General features: G+C 49.0%; 16 protein-coding genes. 13 read left to right on the top strand and 3 right to left on the bottom strand.

What is annotated here, in order from left to right:
• Positions 1 to 52: 52 nt before the first annotated feature.
• The gene (murJ, locus tag EL268_RS21435; protein WP_106657554.1) at positions 53 to 1,579 is read left to right on the top strand and encodes a murein biosynthesis integral membrane protein MurJ; all 1,527 of its coding nucleotides are present in this window, start codon (positions 53 to 55) and stop codon (positions 1,577 to 1,579) included.
• On the opposite strand, the gene EL268_RS21430 is transcribed toward murJ, so the two are convergent.
• Entirely contained in the window at positions 1,554 to 2,930 is a 1,377-nt protein-coding gene (locus EL268_RS21430) for a phenylacetate--CoA ligase family protein (protein WP_106657555.1), read from the bottom strand. The two genes, murJ and EL268_RS21430, sit on opposite strands and share 26 nt — an antisense overlap.
• A 281-nt stretch (positions 2,931 to 3,211) precedes the next feature.
• Here EL268_RS21430 and EL268_RS21425 point away from each other — a divergent pair, with 281 nt between their 5' ends.
• Positions 3,212 to 4,864 (top strand): putative polysaccharide biosynthesis protein, encoded by a 1,653-nt coding sequence (locus tag EL268_RS21425; RefSeq protein WP_106657556.1) that lies wholly within the window; start codon positions 3,212 to 3,214, stop codon positions 4,862 to 4,864.
• Between the two features lie 57 nt (positions 4,865 to 4,921).
• On the opposite strand, the gene EL268_RS21420 is transcribed toward EL268_RS21425, so the two are convergent.
• Complete coding sequence (locus EL268_RS21420) at positions 4,922 to 5,773, bottom strand: class I SAM-dependent methyltransferase (RefSeq protein ID WP_106657557.1); 852 nt, start codon at positions 5,771 to 5,773, stop codon at positions 4,922 to 4,924.
• 24 nt (positions 5,774 to 5,797) lie between these two features.
• Positions 5,798 to 6,895, bottom strand: a complete 1,098-nt coding sequence (gene csaB / locus EL268_RS21415) for a polysaccharide pyruvyl transferase CsaB (RefSeq protein ID WP_106657558.1) — start codon at positions 6,893 to 6,895, stop codon at positions 5,798 to 5,800.
• A gap of 429 nt (positions 6,896 to 7,324) precedes the next feature.
• Between csaB and EL268_RS21410 the strand changes: the two genes are divergently transcribed.
• From EL268_RS21410 to EL268_RS21360, 11 genes are all read left to right on the top strand, one after another.
• Positions 7,325 to 8,272, top strand: coding sequence for a 50S ribosomal protein L11 methyltransferase (locus EL268_RS21410; protein WP_106657559.1), 948 nt, complete (start codon positions 7,325 to 7,327; stop codon positions 8,270 to 8,272).
• 41 nt (positions 8,273 to 8,313) lie between these two features.
• On the top strand, positions 8,314 to 9,489 hold the full coding sequence (locus EL268_RS21405; RefSeq protein WP_106657560.1) for an acetyl-CoA C-acetyltransferase: 1,176 nt from the start codon (positions 8,314 to 8,316) through the stop codon (positions 9,487 to 9,489).
• Positions 9,490 to 9,542: 53 nt separating this feature from the next.
• Positions 9,543 to 10,532, top strand: coding sequence for an LCP family protein (locus tag EL268_RS21400; protein ID WP_106657561.1), 990 nt, complete (start codon positions 9,543 to 9,545; stop codon positions 10,530 to 10,532).
• 201 nt (positions 10,533 to 10,733) lie between these two features.
• Positions 10,734 to 12,434, top strand: coding sequence for an AMP-binding protein (locus EL268_RS21395; RefSeq protein WP_164724503.1), 1,701 nt, complete (start codon positions 10,734 to 10,736; stop codon positions 12,432 to 12,434).
• Between the two features lie 151 nt (positions 12,435 to 12,585).
• Complete coding sequence (locus tag EL268_RS21390; RefSeq protein ID WP_088906587.1) at positions 12,586 to 13,176, top strand: fatty acid metabolism transcriptional regulator FadR; 591 nt, start codon at positions 12,586 to 12,588, stop codon at positions 13,174 to 13,176.
• 118 nt (positions 13,177 to 13,294) lie between these two features.
• Positions 13,295 to 14,068, top strand: coding sequence for an enoyl-CoA hydratase (locus EL268_RS21385; RefSeq protein ID WP_106657563.1), 774 nt, complete (start codon positions 13,295 to 13,297; stop codon positions 14,066 to 14,068).
• A 52-nt stretch (positions 14,069 to 14,120) separates the two neighbouring features.
• A complete protein-coding gene (locus tag EL268_RS21380; RefSeq protein WP_106657564.1) occupies positions 14,121 to 14,888 on the top strand; it encodes an electron transfer flavoprotein subunit beta/FixA family protein in 768 nt (255 codons plus the stop codon).
• 20 nt (positions 14,889 to 14,908) lie between these two features.
• On the top strand, positions 14,909 to 15,868 hold the full coding sequence (locus tag EL268_RS21375; RefSeq protein WP_106657565.1) for an electron transfer flavoprotein subunit alpha/FixB family protein: 960 nt from the start codon (positions 14,909 to 14,911) through the stop codon (positions 15,866 to 15,868).
• Positions 15,869 to 15,976: 108 nt separating this feature from the next.
• Positions 15,977 to 16,285: a hypothetical protein gene (locus tag EL268_RS21370; RefSeq protein WP_106657566.1), complete on the top strand. Its 309-nt coding sequence runs from the start codon at positions 15,977 to 15,979 to the stop codon at positions 16,283 to 16,285.
• A gap of 141 nt (positions 16,286 to 16,426) precedes the next feature.
• On the top strand, positions 16,427 to 16,744 hold the full coding sequence (trxA, locus tag EL268_RS21365) for a thioredoxin (RefSeq protein WP_007722428.1): 318 nt from the start codon (positions 16,427 to 16,429) through the stop codon (positions 16,742 to 16,744).
• A gap of 182 nt (positions 16,745 to 16,926) precedes the next feature.
• Positions 16,927 to 18,111, top strand: a complete 1,185-nt coding sequence (locus tag EL268_RS21360) for an ABC transporter substrate-binding protein (protein WP_106657567.1) — start codon at positions 16,927 to 16,929, stop codon at positions 18,109 to 18,111.
• The last annotated feature ends 140 nt before the right edge of the window (positions 18,112 to 18,251 follow it).

Genomic DNA, 18,251 nt, shown 5'->3' with positions numbered 1-18,251 from the left:
AGAACCAAGCCTGGAACGTAGGGTTTCAAATAGGGATAGGAGAAAAGTGGACATGAGTTTGTTAAAAATCGCTTCCATGATTGTCGTACTGACTCTCGTTGGAAGGCTTCTAGGCTTTTTTCGCAGTGTGTATGTATCCAGCTTGTACGGTACTGGCATGGAGGCTGATGCGTTTAATATCGCGGCGACGATTCCGCTGACGCTGTTCTTGGTCATACCGGGAGCGGTCAATGCTGTGCTGATTCCGACGATGCGCGGCATGATGGAAAAAGGAGAGCGGACGACTGATTTGTATCAGAAGATGCTCACGATCATTTTGGGTATATTCGTTGCTCTCTCTGCCTTAGGGGTTGTTTTTTCTTACGAGCTTGCTGCGATGTTTGGCCTGACAGGTGAGAAGCTGGAACTCACGGCAAGCATGCTGCAATGGATGTGGCCATCAGCTGTATTCATCGGGTTAACAGGGCTGTGGTCGAGTATTTGCAATGCTCACCAGCATTTCTTTACACCGACGCTTGGCACGGTAGTCAATGGGGCTTTGGTGATTGTCAGCATGTATGTGCTCGTTCCGATGTATGGTCCCATTGGATTGGCGATTGCTACGACAATCGGTTATTTGGCTGCACTGTTGCCGATTCTTCCGACTTTGCGCGGATTCGGCTATCAGCATCGCTTCTCCTTCGCCTGGCGTGAGGACGCTTCTCTCAAAGGCATGGGCGAGCGTGTCATTCCGATTTTGATTGGTGCAGTCGTTGCCCAGGCGACTACCTTTTTGGAGCGAGGCTTCGCGGAAGGACTCGGAACGGGTGTCGTTTCCGCTCTCGCCAATGCGAACCAGATCATGCAATTGCCTCTGGCGATTTTTGTCGGGGCGTTTACATTGCCGTTATTCCCACTGTTGGCTAGTCACGTCAAGCGGGGGGAAATGACGGAGATGAAGCAAATCTTGCAAAAGGGACTTGCCTATCTCCTCATTTTGCTGTTGCCTGTGACGGTTGGACTCGCGCTATACGCAGAGCCTATCATCCGACTAGCTTTTGAGCGCGGCGCGTTCGATGAGCGTTCTGTGGCTTTGACAGCGTGGGCGCTGCCGTTTTATGGCGTGGGACTTTTCTTTTTAGCTTCGAGAGACTTGCTGACTCGCGCCTTTTATGCACTGGAAAACACAAAGACACCCGTTATTATCGGGGCGATCGGGATCGGTGTGTATGCTCTTGCCAACTGGTTGCTCATTCCCGTGCTTGGTCATGGCGGAATTGCCCTGGCTAATGCAGTTTCGGCTATCAGTCAAGCGCTCCTGCTGTTTGTTCTGCTATGGAGGGCGGTAGGTAGTCCTGTACGAGCGAATTTCCTCATGACTGCCGGGAAAACCATTCTAGGCTGCGGAGTCATGGCCGGTGCTATTTTGCTCGTCGATCCATGGTTATCCGTATTGCCTGTCTGGTTGTACTTGCCGCTAGGAATTATCGGTGCAGCTCTTTTATATCTCGTGGTGCTCATTTTGGTTCGCGAGCCACTTGTGTCAGAGTTGATGCAAAAAGTACGCAAGCGGTCTACTCCAGCGGGAGGGCGCTCGTAAGCGGGAATTCCCGGATTGCATAGCGAGTCTTACCCGAGCTTGCGGGGGGAATGGTCTCCACGTAAGAAACGTGGATGCTCACTTGTCCTAATGCCGCGCGAATTCCTGCCAAAAGCTTGGCTTCATCGGCAGGCAAAAAACGTTCGGGCTCCTTCACCAGTCGAAGGCTCAGTCGCTCCGGCTCATGCTGGACGAGCTGGAATGTCCGGAAGCTGTCCATATTGCGCACGATGTGATTAAAATAATGTCCGTGCACGTACTGTCCGTTTAATGAAAGGAACATGTCGTCTTCTCTGCCGTCGATCGAAGCAAGAAGTGGAAAAGGGAGATTGCATGAGCAGGCTGAATCAGAAAGCGCGACGACATCTCCTAATTGGTAGCGCAGGCGAGGCATGACGGTATTGTGCAGGTCTGTGACAAGCAGTGCTCCTGGGTGCCCTTTGTGGACGGGAATATGCGTGATTGGATCGACTACCTCCAAATAACAGTTCCAGGAAAAGGCATGCATGCTCCCAGCCTTGCATTGATAGGCGATGATTCCGCCGTCACGGGCGCCGTATTCATTCACCACAGGCGCATCAAAAGCCTGGGCAATCATTTGCCGCTGGTGTTCGTGCAGGCTTTCCGCTGTAGATACTACGGCTTTAAGCGGGATTCCGAGTGTCATGCCGCGTCGTCGCATCATCGTGGCAAGCGTATAAAGCGCGGAGGCGTACCCGTATAAATAGGCTGGACGGAATTCCCGAATGAGGCGCACGTTTGCTTCCAAATGTCTTTCGTCCAGTTCATAGGCAGAAATCATCATGCGGTTTTTCAACCAGCGTTCCTTCCAGCGGTAGCGGCGAGCTTGTTGGGCGTCTAATTCGAGGGGAGAGCCCCAGATCATCACACATGGGTCACCTATGCGAATGCCGTACCAGGATAGCCCCAACCAGCGAGCAGCTTCATACCGCTCGACAGTTAGACGATCGAGATAAAAATGGGTAGGTTCACCTGTGGAGCCTCCCGTACGATTTGCAATGAGGCTTTTGGTTTGTAGGCCTTGGCTCATATATTGATCAGCGTTTTGCCGAAAGTGTGTTTTGGTCAGAACAGGAATACGCTGCAAAAAACGTTCAGGCATCTCGCGCATTTTGCTCCAATCTGGGGCGAAGGCAGTATAGGCTGGTACGTTTTGTGTCGCATGATCGAGTAGCTTCACCAGCTTTTCTCGCTGCTGCACGTTAAGCGCCTCAGCAGAGAGATGCTCGGCTGCTTGCAATTCTTTCATGTAAGGACGGATGCGATTTCCTTTCAAAGCCTCCATTAACGGCCACTGTACATGGCGGATCAAAAATCCGGTTGTGGGCATAATATCCCCTCCTACTCACAGATCACACAGGCAGACGATGCAAATGAACGCCCATAACCGTTCATTTGCAGACCGCAAGCGGTCACATTCTGTCTAATGAAAAACGTCGAGACGTTATTCACAAAAATCAATGGAATCTGTTTTTCACCAGTATTCCTGCGAAATTCCATCGATATACCTGTTTGCTGGAAGAAGGAAATGATAGTAGGATAGAGAGTGGGTTCATGTCGATTGGGTGCCCCACGGGTATCCAGTCAAAGAGACCAATAAAGGAGTTACCCATGTTGAAAAAAAGTCATTTTCTCGCGGGAGCGTTGATCTTAGCCATAGCGGGGATTTTGTCAAAAGTTATCGGGATGTTCTATCGGATTCCGCTTCAGGAGATAGTGGGCGACAGAGGTCTCGGACTCTATCAGGAAGTATATCCTCTCTACCTGACCTTTCTCATATTGGCGACAGCAGGTGTGCCAGTAGCGTTGTCGAGGGTGATTGCAGAGGCATTGGCTGAAGGAAAACAAGGCACAATTGGACAAATTTTGGCCCGTAGCATGGTCATGATGGGCGCCATCGGACTTGTCTTGTTTGCGCTCCTGTACGCCAGCTCTCCACTCATCGCAAAGCTCATGGGGAATCCGCATTTGATTGAGCCGATTCGGGCGATTTCCATGTCGCTGCTGTTCGTTCCCTTGATTGCGGTTATTCGCGGCTTTTTCTACGGCCATCAAAAAATGCTGTTTGTCGGGCTCTCGCAAATTGTGGAGCAGACGTTGCGTGTCGTATTTATTTTGGTAGCTTCCCTGTATCTCGTGTCACTTGGCGAAGATACGGATACCGTAATTACCGGAGTCAACTTCGGTACGATGATTAGTACGTTTTTAAGCCTCGGGTTTCTAGCGTTGCTCATGTGGCTCCACAACCGGAAAAATTCCGTATTTACCGGAGCAGAGTGGGGGCGCCTTACTTGGTGGTATGATCGTGCCTTCTTCGTCTCGATGTGGCGAATTGCCTGGCCGATTTGTGTAAGCGCCTTGGTTATTCCGATTTTCAGCCTGACGGATTCCTTCCTGGCGATTAACATCTTCCGCTACATATGGAATGTGGACGGCTTGACGGCGGATACGTGGTTTGGCATTTACAGCAGGGGAGGACCCCTTCTGCAAATGGCGAGCTTGTTCGGATCGTCGATTGCCCTCTCGATCGTTCCTGCCATCGCGGAAGCAATCAGACAAAAGGATCAGGAACGGATTACGACCTTGACCAAGCTCTCATTACGTTTTGCTTGGCTAATCGGTCTACCTGCCGGTCTGGGACTGACAGCTGTAGCTGAAGGGGCGAATCTGGCGTTGTATGGTGATATGGAAGGTACGCGTGCAATGGCGATTTTAGGCATCACAGCGATTCCGCTTTCCTTGTTGCTTGCGACAAACGGTATTTTGCAAGGCATCGGCAAAGAAAAAATCCCTGCGCGTCATCTGCTGTATGGTGTCATTGTAAAAGTGCTGGCGACACTCGTGTTTACCTCGATGTTCGGTATGGACGGCTTGTCCCTGTCATGGCTGGTTGCTACTGCATTTGTCTGCGTGCTGAATATGCGCGTCATCAACCGTTACGTAACGATTCCGATAAATTGGCGCTTTGATACCATTTATCCGTTACTAGTGGCTAACCTCGTGCTGATTCTGGCTTGGGGAGCAACAGAGGCAGTTGATTTCCTGTTCAGGGGAAGAGAACCAGTGCGCATTTTGGGAGCGATAGAGACCGTCGCTGGAGTTGGTGTAGGACTCGTTGTTTACTTGGGACTGCTGATCCTCATTCCACTCATTGAGGATAAGGAGCTGGACTGGCTGCCAGGCGGAAACAAGCTGCGCGCCTTTATCCAATTCATTCGGAAGAAGCAGGCTTCCTCGTTAAAGTCGAAAACGAATAACGATTGATAAAATCGAAAAACCCCTTTCTCCATAAACGGAGGAAGGGGTTTTATGTGATCTATTCTATTTTGCTTTTTGATAAACACATACGACCATTTTGACGAAAAATTCACGGGTAGCAGGCAATTTCGCCAAGGACTGCAACTGATTGCGCAACGGAATCTCTCGCTGGTAAACAGCAGGCTGCACCACACCTTGTTGAATTTTTCGAAACCGTTTGATTGTCATGCGATTGATGTACGAGATCGTATCTCTGCCATCAGGAAGCTTGTCGAAGCGAAAAGCAATTCGGTCAGAACCGTCTGGCAAGTCGCGGACTAGCTTTTTATAGGCATCAATCAAGGCTTGCTCCGAGAAGAGAGCATGCACCCAAGGAATGCCGATCGCATCAGACAAATGGGCACCGTATGGATGATAATACGGCGGAAAATTGATGTAGAGATGCCCGCCAGGCTTCAATACCCGAAAGCATTCCTCCAGCGTCTTTTCCGGTTCCCCAACGTGCTCCATCGCGTCATTCATGATGATCGTATCGAACGTGTTGTCCGGGAAGTCCATTCTCGCGGCATCACCAGTCATGAAGGAGACGAGATGATCCAGTCCTTTTTTCTTCGCGAATTCATTTCCTTCCTCCGCGTAGTGGGGGACGATGTCGATGCCGATCATTTTTTTGGGGCCATAGGTGGCATAATAGCAGGTTTTTCCCCCGCCGCCACAGCCGATGTCCAAAACCGTTTTGTCACGGAACATTTGCTCCTGTGAATGGAAGGGGAGGAAAAACTGAATGGTTTGATCCCCTTTTTGAAATTGCCATTCGGTATAGCTCATTTCCCCGTTGTTTGCCAGGTTGAAAGGGTGGACGGGGAGAGGAAATAATCGATTTAAACCAAGTAACACTTGTGAAGAAAAGGACATGATGTCCTCCTTTCCAGGTCAGCCTTATTTACGCAGCGCCTGCAGAACAAGTTCACTGCTTTTGGAAGCTTCAATCGCTAACAGATGGGAATGTTTCGTCACCACATCAATTTCGTGATCGAGGTTGTCCAGTTTTTCAGCGAGCAAGGTCAAAAGTGTAGTTTCATCGAGTTCAGTAATATGACCAGCATTAGGCATTCCAGCGCGTTCGACGAATCGATCGATTTTCGGATCGTAGGAGATGCCGATAAAAGGGATTCGCAGCATGCACGCAAGAATGAGCGAGTGAAGCCGCATACCAACGACGTAGTTGCATTGCTTCAATACCGACATAATGTCATGAAAAGTCACAGGCGCATCGAGAAGACGTGCTCCTGGTTGGCTCATCTGGTCCATGATTTCCTTGGACGGTGCCAAATCACTAGGGACATGCATCGGCAGGAAGAGAACATTCCATCCGCGCATGATAAACCAATCTGCTGCACGGGCTATCTTCTGTTTGAATTGCTGTTCCTGCTTCCAGTCCCGGACAGAGATGGCGACCAAAGGCTTGGAAGGATCATCAAACATACCGTGTAGCAGCTCTTTTCCCCGTTGATCTGCAATATCGTCTGGGGATATCGTTAGAGCAGGGTCAGCTGTTATATAGACAGGGGCTTTTTTTACGCCGCAGGCTTTGAAGTCCTCCCCAGATTCATAGTCGCGAACCGTGATGATGTTGACGTGATTCACTACGCGTTTAATCATCGTGCGACTGAGCGATTTGAGGATGGGTCCAAACCCTTGTGCGTAAAAGACCACGGGTTTACCTAAAAGCTTGGCAATGGTGACGATGCCCAAATAGTAGAGGACACTGCGCGGACTGGTTACATCCTGCATCAGTGTACCGCCGCCCATCACCAGCATGTCACTTCGCGAAAGCTCGCGGACGATGGTTCCAAAGCTCCAGCGGTTATAGGCTTCAATCCCGAACAATTCCGCAGTCCGATCAGGCTGATTAGACAAGACGGCGAGAGAGATATTTGGTTGTTCCCGCTTAAGAGAGCTGATGATGCCGTACAGGACCACATCGTCTCCGGCATTATTAAAGCCGTAGTACCCGGAGATGAGAATTCGCGACATGGAGTGAACCTTCTTTCTATATCAAACGTACAGGAAAAATACATTCTCAAGTATAATCGAGTAAACAAGGGGAAGTAAAGCAACCACAGTAGAAAACTTCACGCCCCAATTGTTTGGACAGATACAGTGGGTGTAGCGCAGTTCGTAGGGTATAATGATGTTGTTCCGAATTACGAGAACATATAGAGGAAACCCATACCGAACATGCCGATGCCAAGAACGATGAGGGCAATCATGACGATGAAAAGTCCCTTGTTTTTGCGGCGGCGGTAAAAAAATTCGTCAAACATGGTAAGCCTCCCTGCGGTTGTGATAGTCCATTCTACTATCATACCATGTTCTCTATCATCCTTGCCATCCACATATAAGTGAATAGATGTCCGCAAGAATAGGGGCGAATGACAGCAAAAGGGAAGGAGCATTTTCATCATGGAAAGCATGTGGCTCAAATACACATTACTAGTGGAACCAGAGATTGAGGATTTGTTTGTGGCAGAGGTTTTGACCAGCTCCTACACGCTTGGCTGGATTGAACCGCAAATCGAAGTACTGACAACGGAAAACGGATATGATTACGCAGAAAATACGGAAGGTCCGCTTGTTGGCTATTTGTTTGAACCCCAGCACGATCGTGAAGAGGAGCATGTGGACCGCCTGAAGACCTACATTCAACGCTGGAATGAACAAGTCACCATAAAAGAAGTAGAGCTCGTAGCTGAAGAAAATGAATCGTGGAAAGAGGAGTTCCGGGAAGTCAAGATAGGCGACTGGTGGGTGGCACCAACGTGGACGGACCCCGCAGCGCTGGAGTCGGCTCGGCATATCCTATGGATCGATCCAGGGGCAGCCTTCGGAACCGGCTATCATGGAACAACACAGGACATTCTTTTGTTTTTGCAAGAAATGGATCTGGAGGGCAAGCAAGTCATTGATGTAGGAGCTGGCTCAGGAATTCTCTCTTTGTACTGCGCTTTGAATGGAGCCAAGCATCCTGTATGGGCAGTGGATATTAATCCACAAAGCGAGTATCAGGTTCTCGTCAATGCGACCAATAACCACCTTCCTGACCACGCTGTACAAGTTGTGATCGGGGATGCGAGCGAGGACGCAGTTAAGTCCCAATTGCCTGGCCGAGCGGATGTCATTCTGGTCAACATCGGAGGCGATGAAAATGTCGCGATGCTTCCGATGATTACGGAGCGAATGGCACCTGAAGGAATTTTGATTCTCTCGGGTATTGTCGAATGGAATCGGGAAGCTGTCATCGCTACATTTGAACAGGCAGGCTTCCAAGTAGAGAAAGAAAGTCAACAAGACGAATGGATCACCGTTGTATTGAAAAACATCGCTGGGAACCGCCCTGTAACTTCCGTGTGAGACAATAAATAAAATAGGGTACTCAATGGAGGGGAAAATCAATGGAGCAGGTTGTCATTGCTGCTGCTGGACGTACGCCAATCGGTACGTTTGGTGGCGTCCTGAAAGATGTAAGCGCTCGCAAGCTGGCAGAAACCGTCATTCGTGGCGTCATGGCTCGGTCTGGCCTGGAAGCTTCTCAGATCAATGAAGTCATTTTAGGGAATTGCATTCAGCGTACAGACGAGCCAAACATAGCGCGAGTGGCAGCATTGGACGCAGGGTTGGGGAAAGAAGTGACGGGCTTCACGATTCAACGTCAATGTGCTTCCGGCATGCAAGCGATTGTGAGCGGCGCTTCCCAAATCCTTTTAGGCGACAGTGAAATCGTATTGGCAGGCGGCGTTGAGAGCATGAGCAACGCCCCGTATGTCCTGAAAAATGCGCGCTGGGGCAAACGATTGACACATGGGGAAATGACCGATGCGATGTGGGAGTTGTTAACAGACCCTCACCATCAAATCCTGATGGGCGAAACGGCAGAACGTTTGGTCGATATTTATGGGATCACGCGTGAGGAGTCGGATGAGATTGCCTTGCGCAGTCAGCAGAATGCGATCCGAGCAATAGACAGTGGTTTGTTTGCCGAGGAAATCATCGGGGTTCCTATTCAAAAACGCACCGAAGAAATCATCGTAACGGAAGACGAATTCCCTCGCAGGGGAGTGACATTGGAAAGTCTCGCGAAGCTAAGACCCAGTTTCCGAGACAATGGTACAGTGACGCCAGGCAATGCCTCCGGGCTCAACGATGGTGCGTCCGCAGCCGTTTTGATGAAAGAAGGAAAAGCGAGAGAGCTTGGGATCGAACCACTCGGCAGAATTGTCTCGTGGGCGGTAGCGGGGGTAGAACCCGATTTGATGGGATATGGGCCCGTTCCAGCAGTGAAGCGAGCATTGGCAAAAGCCGGTCTGACGCTCGCGGATATCGAACTGATCGAAGTAAACGAAGCCTTTGCCGCGCAATACCTCGCGGTGGAAAAACTGCTGGAGCTGCCTCGGGAAATAACGAATGTGAACGGAAGCGGCATCGCGCTGGGTCACCCTGTTGGTTCTACTGGCTGCCGAATTGTCGTCACCTTGCTGCACGAAATGAAGCGGCGACAGCTGAAACGAGGCTTGGCTGCCCTATGTGTTGGCGGCGGGATGGGTATGGCGATGGTTGTCGAACGCACGTAGGTTTAAACGAAGTCTCCCCTGTTAAAAATGGAAGCAAAGGGGGAGGCTTTGTCATGTTTATATGGTCATTTTTCAAGCGACATGGAAAACAGATTGCGTTTCATACCTTTTCCTGTTTGGCGATCGGGGCGTTGCTGCTGGTTGCCTACAGTGCCTATCACTACAAGCAAATGACAAATCAGTGGTATGCTCCGATTGATGGAGCAAAAGGGAACGCAAAACAGGCAGCTGTTTCCCTTCCTCCACGTAATCTTTTGACAGGAACAGAACCATTGAAGCCTTTCGTTGCTCTGCTTCTTGGGGTGGATAGTCGAGACGGGGAGAGTGCACGTTCAGATACAATGATGCTTGCGGCGATTCATCCTGGGAAGCAATCGGTCTACCTTTTGGCGATTCCACGTGATAGCTACATGGAGCTCCCGGGAAAAGGATACGACAAAGTGAACCATGCGATGGCTTTTGGTGGTCCAAAGATGGTGAAAGAGTCGCTGGAGAAATTTTTACATATAAAAATTGATCGGTATATCTCCGTAGATTTCGATGGCTTTCGTCAAATTGTGGACGAGCTCGGAGGTGTCACTGTCGATGTGAAGAAACGCATGAAATACAGCGATCCGAGCGACGACACGTATATCGACATTCAACCAGGGCTGCAGACTTTATCAGGTGAGCAGGCATTGGATTACGCACGTTATCGCAAAAGTGATCTGGGCAAGGAAGACAGTGATTATATGCGGATTGGCCGACAGCAGGAGATTCTCCAAGCATTGGCTTCAAAAGGCACCTCGCTCCAAGTGTATACCAAGGCATTCTCACTCATGGAAATTCTGGGTCAGCATGTGAAAACGGACCTCACTGAGCAGGAAATCGCCTCTCTGCTATTGTCCTATGGCGATGGCACTCCGAACTCCATTCAAGCTGATACATTGGTCGGGCAGGATGAGCGCATTTGGCATAATGGAATCGTTGGCTGGTATCATCTCGTCCCCACATCTGAACGGGAAAGAGCACGCCAGCAAATTATCAAGGAAGTAACACCGTAATACACAAAGATTATAAGGGCAAAGGACATGGCTTTCATCATGGGCTATGTCCTTTTTCGTCGAATGGCTTGTCCCAGATGGAAAGTACATGATTTTAGTTGGAAAATTGAATATGTTTCGAATACAATAGTCATTAGGAAGAGATTATGAATGTAGATCATAGGGAGAGGCAAGGCCATTTAAGGGATGGAGGGAATGACCATGTCAAATGCCAAGCCTTGGATTGCCAATTACCCGCCCGAAACTCCGCCGTCATTGGATTACCCCCGTGTTCCTTTGACGCATTTTCTGGAGCAGTCTGCAGCTATGTATCCAGACAGTAACGCGATCTATTTCATGGGAAAAAGCATTACGTATCGAGAGCTTTTGCAGTTGTCATACCAATTTGCCAATGCATTGATCAAGCGCGGTGTAAAGAAAGGAGACCGCGTGGCGATTATGCTGCCAAATACTCCACAAGCAGTCATCAGCTACTACGGAGCGCTTTTTGCAGGTGCCATCGTGGTTATGACCAACCCGCTGTATACCGAGCGAGAATTGATTCACCAAATGAACGATTCAGGCGCCGAGACCATCATCACACTGGATTTGTTGTACAAACGTGTTACCCAAGTCCGTGCATCTACCTCACTTCAACGAATCATCATCACAAGCATTGGCGATTTCCTTCCCTTATTGAAAAAATGGCTCTATCCGTTCGTGCAGAAGAAACAAGGACAAAATCCGCAGGTTACATACAGCGCAGATATTGAGCCTTTTCTTTCCGTATTAAAAGAAAGCGCTACCAAGCCTGTGGAAGTACCAGTCGATCCGAGCCAGGATATCGCGCTCCTCCAGTATACAGGGGGGACAACAGGTGTTGCCAAAGGCGTCATGCTGACGCACGCCAATCTCATTGCGAATGCAGTCCAGTGCCAAGCAGTCCTTTACAAGCTGAAAAAGGGACAGGAACGGATTTTGTGTGTGCTCCCGCTATTCCACGTGTACGGGATGACTACCGTGATGAACAAAGGCATTTGTATCGCAGCAGAAATTATTCTCGTTCCCAAATTCGACGTGAAGCAAATATTTGAAATGATTGACAAGCGCAAGCCTACTCTTTTCCCAGGGGCACCAACTATGTATATCGGTCTCATCAACCACCCGGACTTGAAGAAGCATGATCTTTCTTCCATCGACGCATGTGTCAGTGGATCAGCTCCGTTGCCGATCGAAGTCAAGCTCAAATTTGAGGAGTTGACGGGCGGCAAGCTGGTCGAGGGCTATGGGATGACGGAGGCTTCTCCTGTAACACATTCCAATCCCATTTGGGAAAAAGGCATTACAGGAAGCATCGGAATGCCGTGGCCAGATACGGATTGCCGAATTGTGGATACGGCAACAGGAGAAGAGATGCCCCAAGGCGAGGTCGGGGAGTTGGCCGTAAAAGGACCCCAAGTCATGCTCGGCTATTGGAATCGCCCAGAGGATACCGCAGCTGTATTAAAGGATGGCTGGTTTTTGACGGGAGATATGGGCTATATGGACGAGAATGGCTATTTCTATATCGTAGATCGCAAAAAAGACATGATTATTGCCGGTGGCTTCAATATTTATCCGCGCGAAGTAGAAGAAGTGCTGTTTGAGCATCCCGCCATCCAGGAGGCAGCAGTCATCGGTGTCCCTGATCCGTACCGGGGCGAAACAGTCAAAGCATTCGTCGTTTTCAAGGATGGACAGCTCGCGAGCGAAGAGGATCTGGAAGCGCATTGCAGACAGAGACTTGCCGCCTATAAGATTCCGAGACAATACGAGATTCGTACAGATTTGCCCAAAACCATGGTCGGAAAAGTATTGCGTCGCCAATTACAAGATGAAGACAAGAAGAAAAGGGAAGCCCAGGAGGAAATCAAAACGAGCTAGTAGCTGGTGTTTTGAGGCTTGCGATCCCAGGCGGAAAGCGGCCTTTTTTGCTGATCCCTTGCGATTGACAGAGGAGTGGCCCTGTATTACACTAATTATGAATGAGTGATCATTCATTTCGTCATCAATGTTAGTAAACGTGGAGGTAGTTATGGCAAAGAAAACGGGGGAAAAGTATCAAGCCATTATTGATGCTGCTGTTCGAGTAATCGCCAGACAGGGCTATTACAGTGCCCAGGTATCGAAAATTGCGAAAGAGGCGAAGGTAGCAGACGGCACCATATACCTCTATTTTGAAAACAAGGATGATATTTTGATTTCACTGTTTAACGAAAAGATGGGCCAGTTTGTGGAGACAAACCGCAAACGCATTTCGGAAGCGACGACCATTGAGCAAAAGCTGTATGTACTCATTCATGCACACTTGAGCCAGCTATCCAAGGATCATGATCTGGCAAAAGTGACGCAAATCGAGCTACGCCAATCCAGTCCGATCATTAGTGAAGGAATCGGCAACGTGATGAAGCAGTATTTCAACCTCATTGACGAAGTGATCGTAGAGGGTATGGAACAGGGCGTATTCCGATCCGATCTGGAGGTGCGGATTACGCGCAAAATGATTTTTGGAACGCTGGACGAAGTGACGACATCTTGGGTGATGAAACAGTGCAAGTACGACCTTGTCTCTTATGTTGATTCCATTCATAACCTCTTCCTGCTTGGTATGAAGGGAAAAGAATGAAAAGAAAAGCTTTTTTTGCATGAAAACGTTTGTTACAATGGAAACAGTAAGACTGAGCGATCGCTCGGAATGAAAAAGTAACTGTTTTTATATATGGGGAGAGTTTGGGGGGAGAGGAATGGCGTCGCATTGGAATGTAGAAATCGTTGATCGCGTTGCTACGGTTACGATTAGCAACCCGCCTGCTAACGCACTCAGTCAAGCAGTGCTCGGTCAATTGAGTGAACTTTTGGACCAGTGGGAAAATAACGATGAGATCAAAGCAATCGTTTTGACTGGCGAAGGTCGGTTTTTCATTGCAGGAGCAGACATCAAAGAATTTACCCAACTGAATCGGGATAATGCGGAAGAACTGGCGAAGAAGGGTCAAGCATTGTTTAATCGCTTGGAAACGTTCCCGAAGCCAATCATTGCAGCAATTAACGGCGCTTGCCTTGGCGGAGGATTGGAGCTTGCGTTGGCATGCCATATCCGCTTGGCAGCACCTGAAGCCAAGCTCGGGTTGCCTGAGTTGAATCTCGGACTCATTCCTGGCTACGGTGGTACGCAACGTCTACCACGTGTGGTTGGCCGTGGCAAAGCGACACAAATGATTCTCACATCTGAGATGATCGGTGGCGAGGAAGCTTTGCGCATCGGTCTTGTGGAAGCGGTTTATCCCGTAGAGCAGTTGCTTGGAGAAGCGCAAAAGATGGCAGCTGTTTTCGCAAGTAAGAGCGCGATTACCCTGAAGTTTGCCCTAGCGTCCATCCACAACACAACGGAGATTTCGTTGTCACAGGGCTTGGAGCAAGAAGCAAAGCTCTTTGGCGATGCATTCGCGACAGAGGACGTAAAAGAAGGCGTGACTGCTTTTCTCGAAAAGCGCAAGCCGCAATTCGCAGATCGGTAGTTGAGCATATAGCTTCACAAGTATGAGGTACCACTAAGGAGGAGGCATCCTGATGAATATCGTGGTTGTGTTGAAACAGACGTTTGACACAGAAGAAAAAATCGTCATCCAAAACGGACAAATTTCCGAAGATGGCGTTGAATTCATCATTAATCCCTACGATGAGTACGCTGTAGAAGAGGCAATCAAGCTCAAGGAAGATCACGGCGGCGAAGTAACCGTGATCAGCGTCGGCCCGGACCGTGCTGAAAGTGCACTGCGCACTGCTTTGGCAATGGGCGCAGACAAGGCTGTTCTGGTGGATGACGAGTCTCTGTTCGGAGACGAATTCACGATCGCCAAAGTATTGGCTGCAGTAGCGAAAAAGGTTGGCTTCGATATCATCATTGGTGGACAAATGGCTGTAGACTCCGGGGCTGGCCAAGGCGGTCCTCGTCTCGCAGAAGAACTGGGAATTAACCATGTTTCGACTGCTGTGAAGCTAGAGGTGGACGGGACAAATGTACGCGTAGAGCGCGATGTAGAAGGTGACCTGGAAGTCGTGGAGACGAGCCTTCCTGTTTTGATTACGGCTCAGCAAGGACTAAACGAGCCGCGCTATCCTTCTCTCCCAGGTATCATGAAAGCGAAGAAAAAACCATTGGATAGACTCGGCGCAGAGGATTTGGGAATTACTGCGGATGAGGTAAAAGCAAAGACAGAAATCGTTGATCAGACATTGCCTCCGAAAAAGCAGGCGGGTCGCATTCTCTCTGGCGAATTGGCAGCTCAAACGTCGGAATTGGTGCAACTGTTGCGCAATGAAGCGAAAGTGATCTAAGCGAGAGGGAGAGGATATCCATGAAAAAAGTACTTGTATTGGCAGAAGTACGTGACGGACAACTTCGCAACGTGTCGCTAGAAGCATTGACTGCAGCACAAGCATTGGCTGAGGGCGGCGAAATTGTAGCAGGTGTATTCGGAGCAGACGCAGCAACGCATGCAGTGACATTGGGTCAGCATGGTGCGAGCACGGTGTATACGGCTGATCATACAGCTTTGGCACAGTACACGCCAGATGCATATGTGCAGGCACTCACGCAATTGATTGAGCTGGCTTCTCCAGATGCAGTTGTTTTGGGTCACACCGCGATCGGTCGTGACATCGCACCTCGCGTAGCAGCGAGACTAGGTTACGGTCTGGTTTCGGACGTAACAAGTGTAGAAGCGGGCCCAGTATTTGTTCGCCCGATCTATGCAGGAAAAGCGACGCAAACACGCAAATTTGTTGATGGAACAACCTTTATTACGATTCGTCCAAACAACATTGCCATCGGTGCTGCTGACCCTTCGAAAACGGCAGTGGTGGTACCAGTTGAATTGGATATCAAGGATTTGCGCACGATCGTAAAAGATGTTGTAAGAAAAACAAGCGGCAAAGTAGACCTTTCCGAAGCAAAAGTCGTGATATCCGGTGGACGTGGCGTGAAGAGTGCAGAAGGCTTCCAGCCGTTGTACGATCTGGCGGAAGTACTCGGTGCAGCTGTTGGTGCATCTCGTGGCGCTTGCGACGCAGACTATTGCGATTACTCCATGCAGATCGGACAGACAGGTAAGGTTGTTACACCTGATCTGTATATCGCATGCGGAATTTCGGGAGCGATTCAGCACTTGGCTGGTATGTCCAGCTCGAAAGTCATTGTTGCCATCAATAAAGATCCGGAAGCGCCAATCTTCCAAGTGGCTGATTACGGTATTGTAGGTGACCTGTTCGAAGTGCTGCCATTGCTGACGGCTGAGTTTAAAAAAGTGTTGGTATAACAGATAAACGGTAACAAGGCGCTCCTTTTGGGGCGCTTTTTTTGTCCGCAAGGCTTACTTTATGCTTTCCTTGCTTGGTATAATAGGCAGTAAGGAGAGGTGATCGGGATGAGCGAGGAGCTTTTGCAACAACTGATACACATGGTGGCGGAGAATAATCGGCTTGTAAAAGAGACACAGCAGGAGCTGCGTGAGTTTAAGAAAGAGATGTACGCGTTTCGTGATGAGATGTACACGTTTCGTGATGAGATGCATGCGTTTCGTGATGAAATGTACGAATTCCGCGATGACGCTACCCGCCGATTAGACAGATTGGAACGCCAAAATAAACATATTGATGCAGACCTTGATCTGCTGCATCGGAAAGTTAGTGACCACGAACGGGAGATCAACCGGCTAAAACAAGTGGGGCAATAAGGTACGGCCAGACTGGACAGACTAAAGCGAGAAGTGCAGGGCAAAGTGTGGAGCGGCGTAGTCAATTTGGTGTTTGAATGATATACTGATAACCGTTAGGAACCTTTATTTAGCAATTGAAATTCAAGGAGGTAACTTCTCATGGCAATTGTAAATGCTACCGATCAAAACTTTTCCCAGGAAGTAGAGCAAGGCGGTACAGTCCTGGTTGACTTCTGGGCTCCATGGTGCGGCCCTTGCAAAATGATCGCTCCTGTACTGGAGCAAATCGACGGTGAAGTGGGCTCCCAGCTCAAAATCGTCAAAGTAAACGTGGATGACAACCCAGATTCTGCTGGTCGTTTTGGTGTAATGTCCATCCCAACGCTGATCGTATTCAAAGACGGTCAACCAGTTGACAAAGTAATTGGCTTCCAACCAAAAGAAGCACTCATGGCAACTGTAGGCAAACATCTGTAATCATATAGCAACGAGTGAAGCGGCATAGCAATATGCCGCTTTTTTCTATGTTTAATACAGAATTCTGAGCGATCGTTTGTCAAAAAATTAAGTTTACTTGAGCGAAAATAATTGCGTTTTTAGAATACTTTGATTAAACTTCATATATTCAATTTATTTCGAAAATAGAGGGGGCTTTTTTAATGAAGGGATTTCATTTGATGCGCTCGCTGGCGGCCATCTCGCTAGGGGCGGTATTGATGGTCGGATGTTCGAGCGGAAATACAAGTGCTCCTGCCGCAGGCGAGGGTGGCTCTGGGCCAGCAGCTAGCACCGACGGCCAAGAGATTCAAGCGAAAATCGGTGTGGTTGGTTTCCTCTCAGGATCTGGCGCAGCCTATGGAGAAGCACAAAAAGCAGGATTGGAGTTGGCGTTGGGCGAGCTGAATGAAGCAAACAAAGGCAAGCTCAAGATCGAACTGAAGTTTGAAGACTCCGCCGGAGAAAAAGAAGGCGCGATTAATGCGGTAAATAAACTGATTAATCAGGATAATGTCGTGGCGATCATCGGACCGACACTTTCCGGAGAAATGTTTGCTGCAGGACCAGTTGCAAACGAGGCGGAAACTCCGATTTTTGGTATCTCCAACACGTCAGAAGGGATCAATGATATCGGGGAGTACGTGTTCCGCAATTCTTTGCCTGAATCCATTGCGATTCCGACAGCTATGAAAGCAGCCGTGGAGAAAAATGGCTTGAAAAAAGTAGCACTTATCCATGCTTCTAACGATGACTTCTCCGTAAATGGTTACAAGGTCATGAAAGCAACCGCTGAAAAGCTGGGCTTGGAGATTACCGGTGAAGCGACTTTCGCAAATGGCGATGTGGATTTCTCGGCACAATTGACCAAGCTGAAGCAAACAAACCCAGACGCTTTGCTAGTGTCCGCCTTGTACAAAGAAGGCTCCATGGTTGTGAAAAAAGCACGTGAGTTGGGCTTTACAGGGACCATTCTTGGTGGCAATGGTTTCAATAATCCGAAAGTTTTTGAAATTGCTGGTCCAGCTGCTGAGGGCTTGATCGTTGCAACTCCATTCAGCCCTGAAAAGAAAGATGAAAAAGTACAAGCCTTCGTAAAAGCATTCGAAGCCAAATACAACAAAAAGCCTGACCAGTTTGCTGCCCAAGCATACGACTCGCTGTATATCATGTCGCAGTCACTGCTTGCCGCAGGAAAAGCAGAACGCGAAGAGTTGCGCGGACAATTGGCTCAGCTGAAAGACTTCACAGGTGTATCCGGCAAACTGTCTTTTGACGAGAAACGCAATCCGATTGGTGATGCGGTTGTCGTAGTCGCAAAAGAAGGCAAATTCGTCCCGTTTGAATAGGATTGTGCCCGGGGTCGCTCCGGGCTTCTTTTTCTATCGTTATCTCGCTGGATCAGAAAGTACCCGATCATGTTCTTCGCTTGCTGATCCAGCGAGAATAACGCAATCATCGTTGGATGTTAACCACTTAACAGTGAGGT

Origin of the sequence: Brevibacillus brevis, from assembly GCF_900637055.1 — a bacterium.
Classification (GTDB): Bacteria; Bacillota; Bacilli; order Brevibacillales; family Brevibacillaceae; genus Brevibacillus; species Brevibacillus brevis.
The sequence above is the reverse complement of the archived record's forward strand: the minus strand, read 5'-3'. Positions and strand labels throughout refer to the sequence as shown.

Coding starts and splice junctions, on each gene's coding strand:
- EL268_RS21360 (WP_106657567.1), top strand. CDS start 16,927: ATGAAGGGATTTCATTTGATGCGCTCGCTGGCGGCCATCTCGCTAGGG.
- EL268_RS21395 (WP_164724503.1), top strand. CDS start 10,734: ATGTCAAATGCCAAGCCTTGGATTGCCAATTACCCGCCCGAAACTCCG.
- EL268_RS21375 (WP_106657565.1), top strand. CDS start 14,909: ATGAAAAAAGTACTTGTATTGGCAGAAGTACGTGACGGACAACTTCGC.
- EL268_RS21420 (WP_106657557.1), bottom strand. CDS start 5,773: ATGTCCTTTTCTTCACAAGTGTTACTTGGTTTAAATCGATTATTTCCT.
- trxA (WP_007722428.1), top strand. CDS start 16,427: ATGGCAATTGTAAATGCTACCGATCAAAACTTTTCCCAGGAAGTAGAG.
- EL268_RS21430 (WP_106657555.1), bottom strand. CDS start 2,930: ATGCCCACAACCGGATTTTTGATCCGCCATGTACAGTGGCCGTTAATG.
- EL268_RS21380 (WP_106657564.1), top strand. CDS start 14,121: ATGAATATCGTGGTTGTGTTGAAACAGACGTTTGACACAGAAGAAAAA.
- EL268_RS21425 (WP_106657556.1), top strand. CDS start 3,212: ATGTTGAAAAAAAGTCATTTTCTCGCGGGAGCGTTGATCTTAGCCATA.
- EL268_RS21410 (WP_106657559.1), top strand. CDS start 7,325: ATGGAAAGCATGTGGCTCAAATACACATTACTAGTGGAACCAGAGATT.
- EL268_RS21370 (WP_106657566.1), top strand. CDS start 15,977: ATGAGCGAGGAGCTTTTGCAACAACTGATACACATGGTGGCGGAGAAT.
- EL268_RS21405 (WP_106657560.1), top strand. CDS start 8,314: ATGGAGCAGGTTGTCATTGCTGCTGCTGGACGTACGCCAATCGGTACG.
- csaB (WP_106657558.1), bottom strand. CDS start 6,895: ATGTCGCGAATTCTCATCTCCGGGTACTACGGCTTTAATAATGCCGGA.
- EL268_RS21400 (WP_106657561.1), top strand. CDS start 9,543: ATGTTTATATGGTCATTTTTCAAGCGACATGGAAAACAGATTGCGTTT.
- EL268_RS21385 (WP_106657563.1), top strand. CDS start 13,295: ATGGCGTCGCATTGGAATGTAGAAATCGTTGATCGCGTTGCTACGGTT.
- murJ (WP_106657554.1), top strand. CDS start 53: ATGAGTTTGTTAAAAATCGCTTCCATGATTGTCGTACTGACTCTCGTT.
- EL268_RS21390 (WP_088906587.1), top strand. CDS start 12,586: ATGGCAAAGAAAACGGGGGAAAAGTATCAAGCCATTATTGATGCTGCT.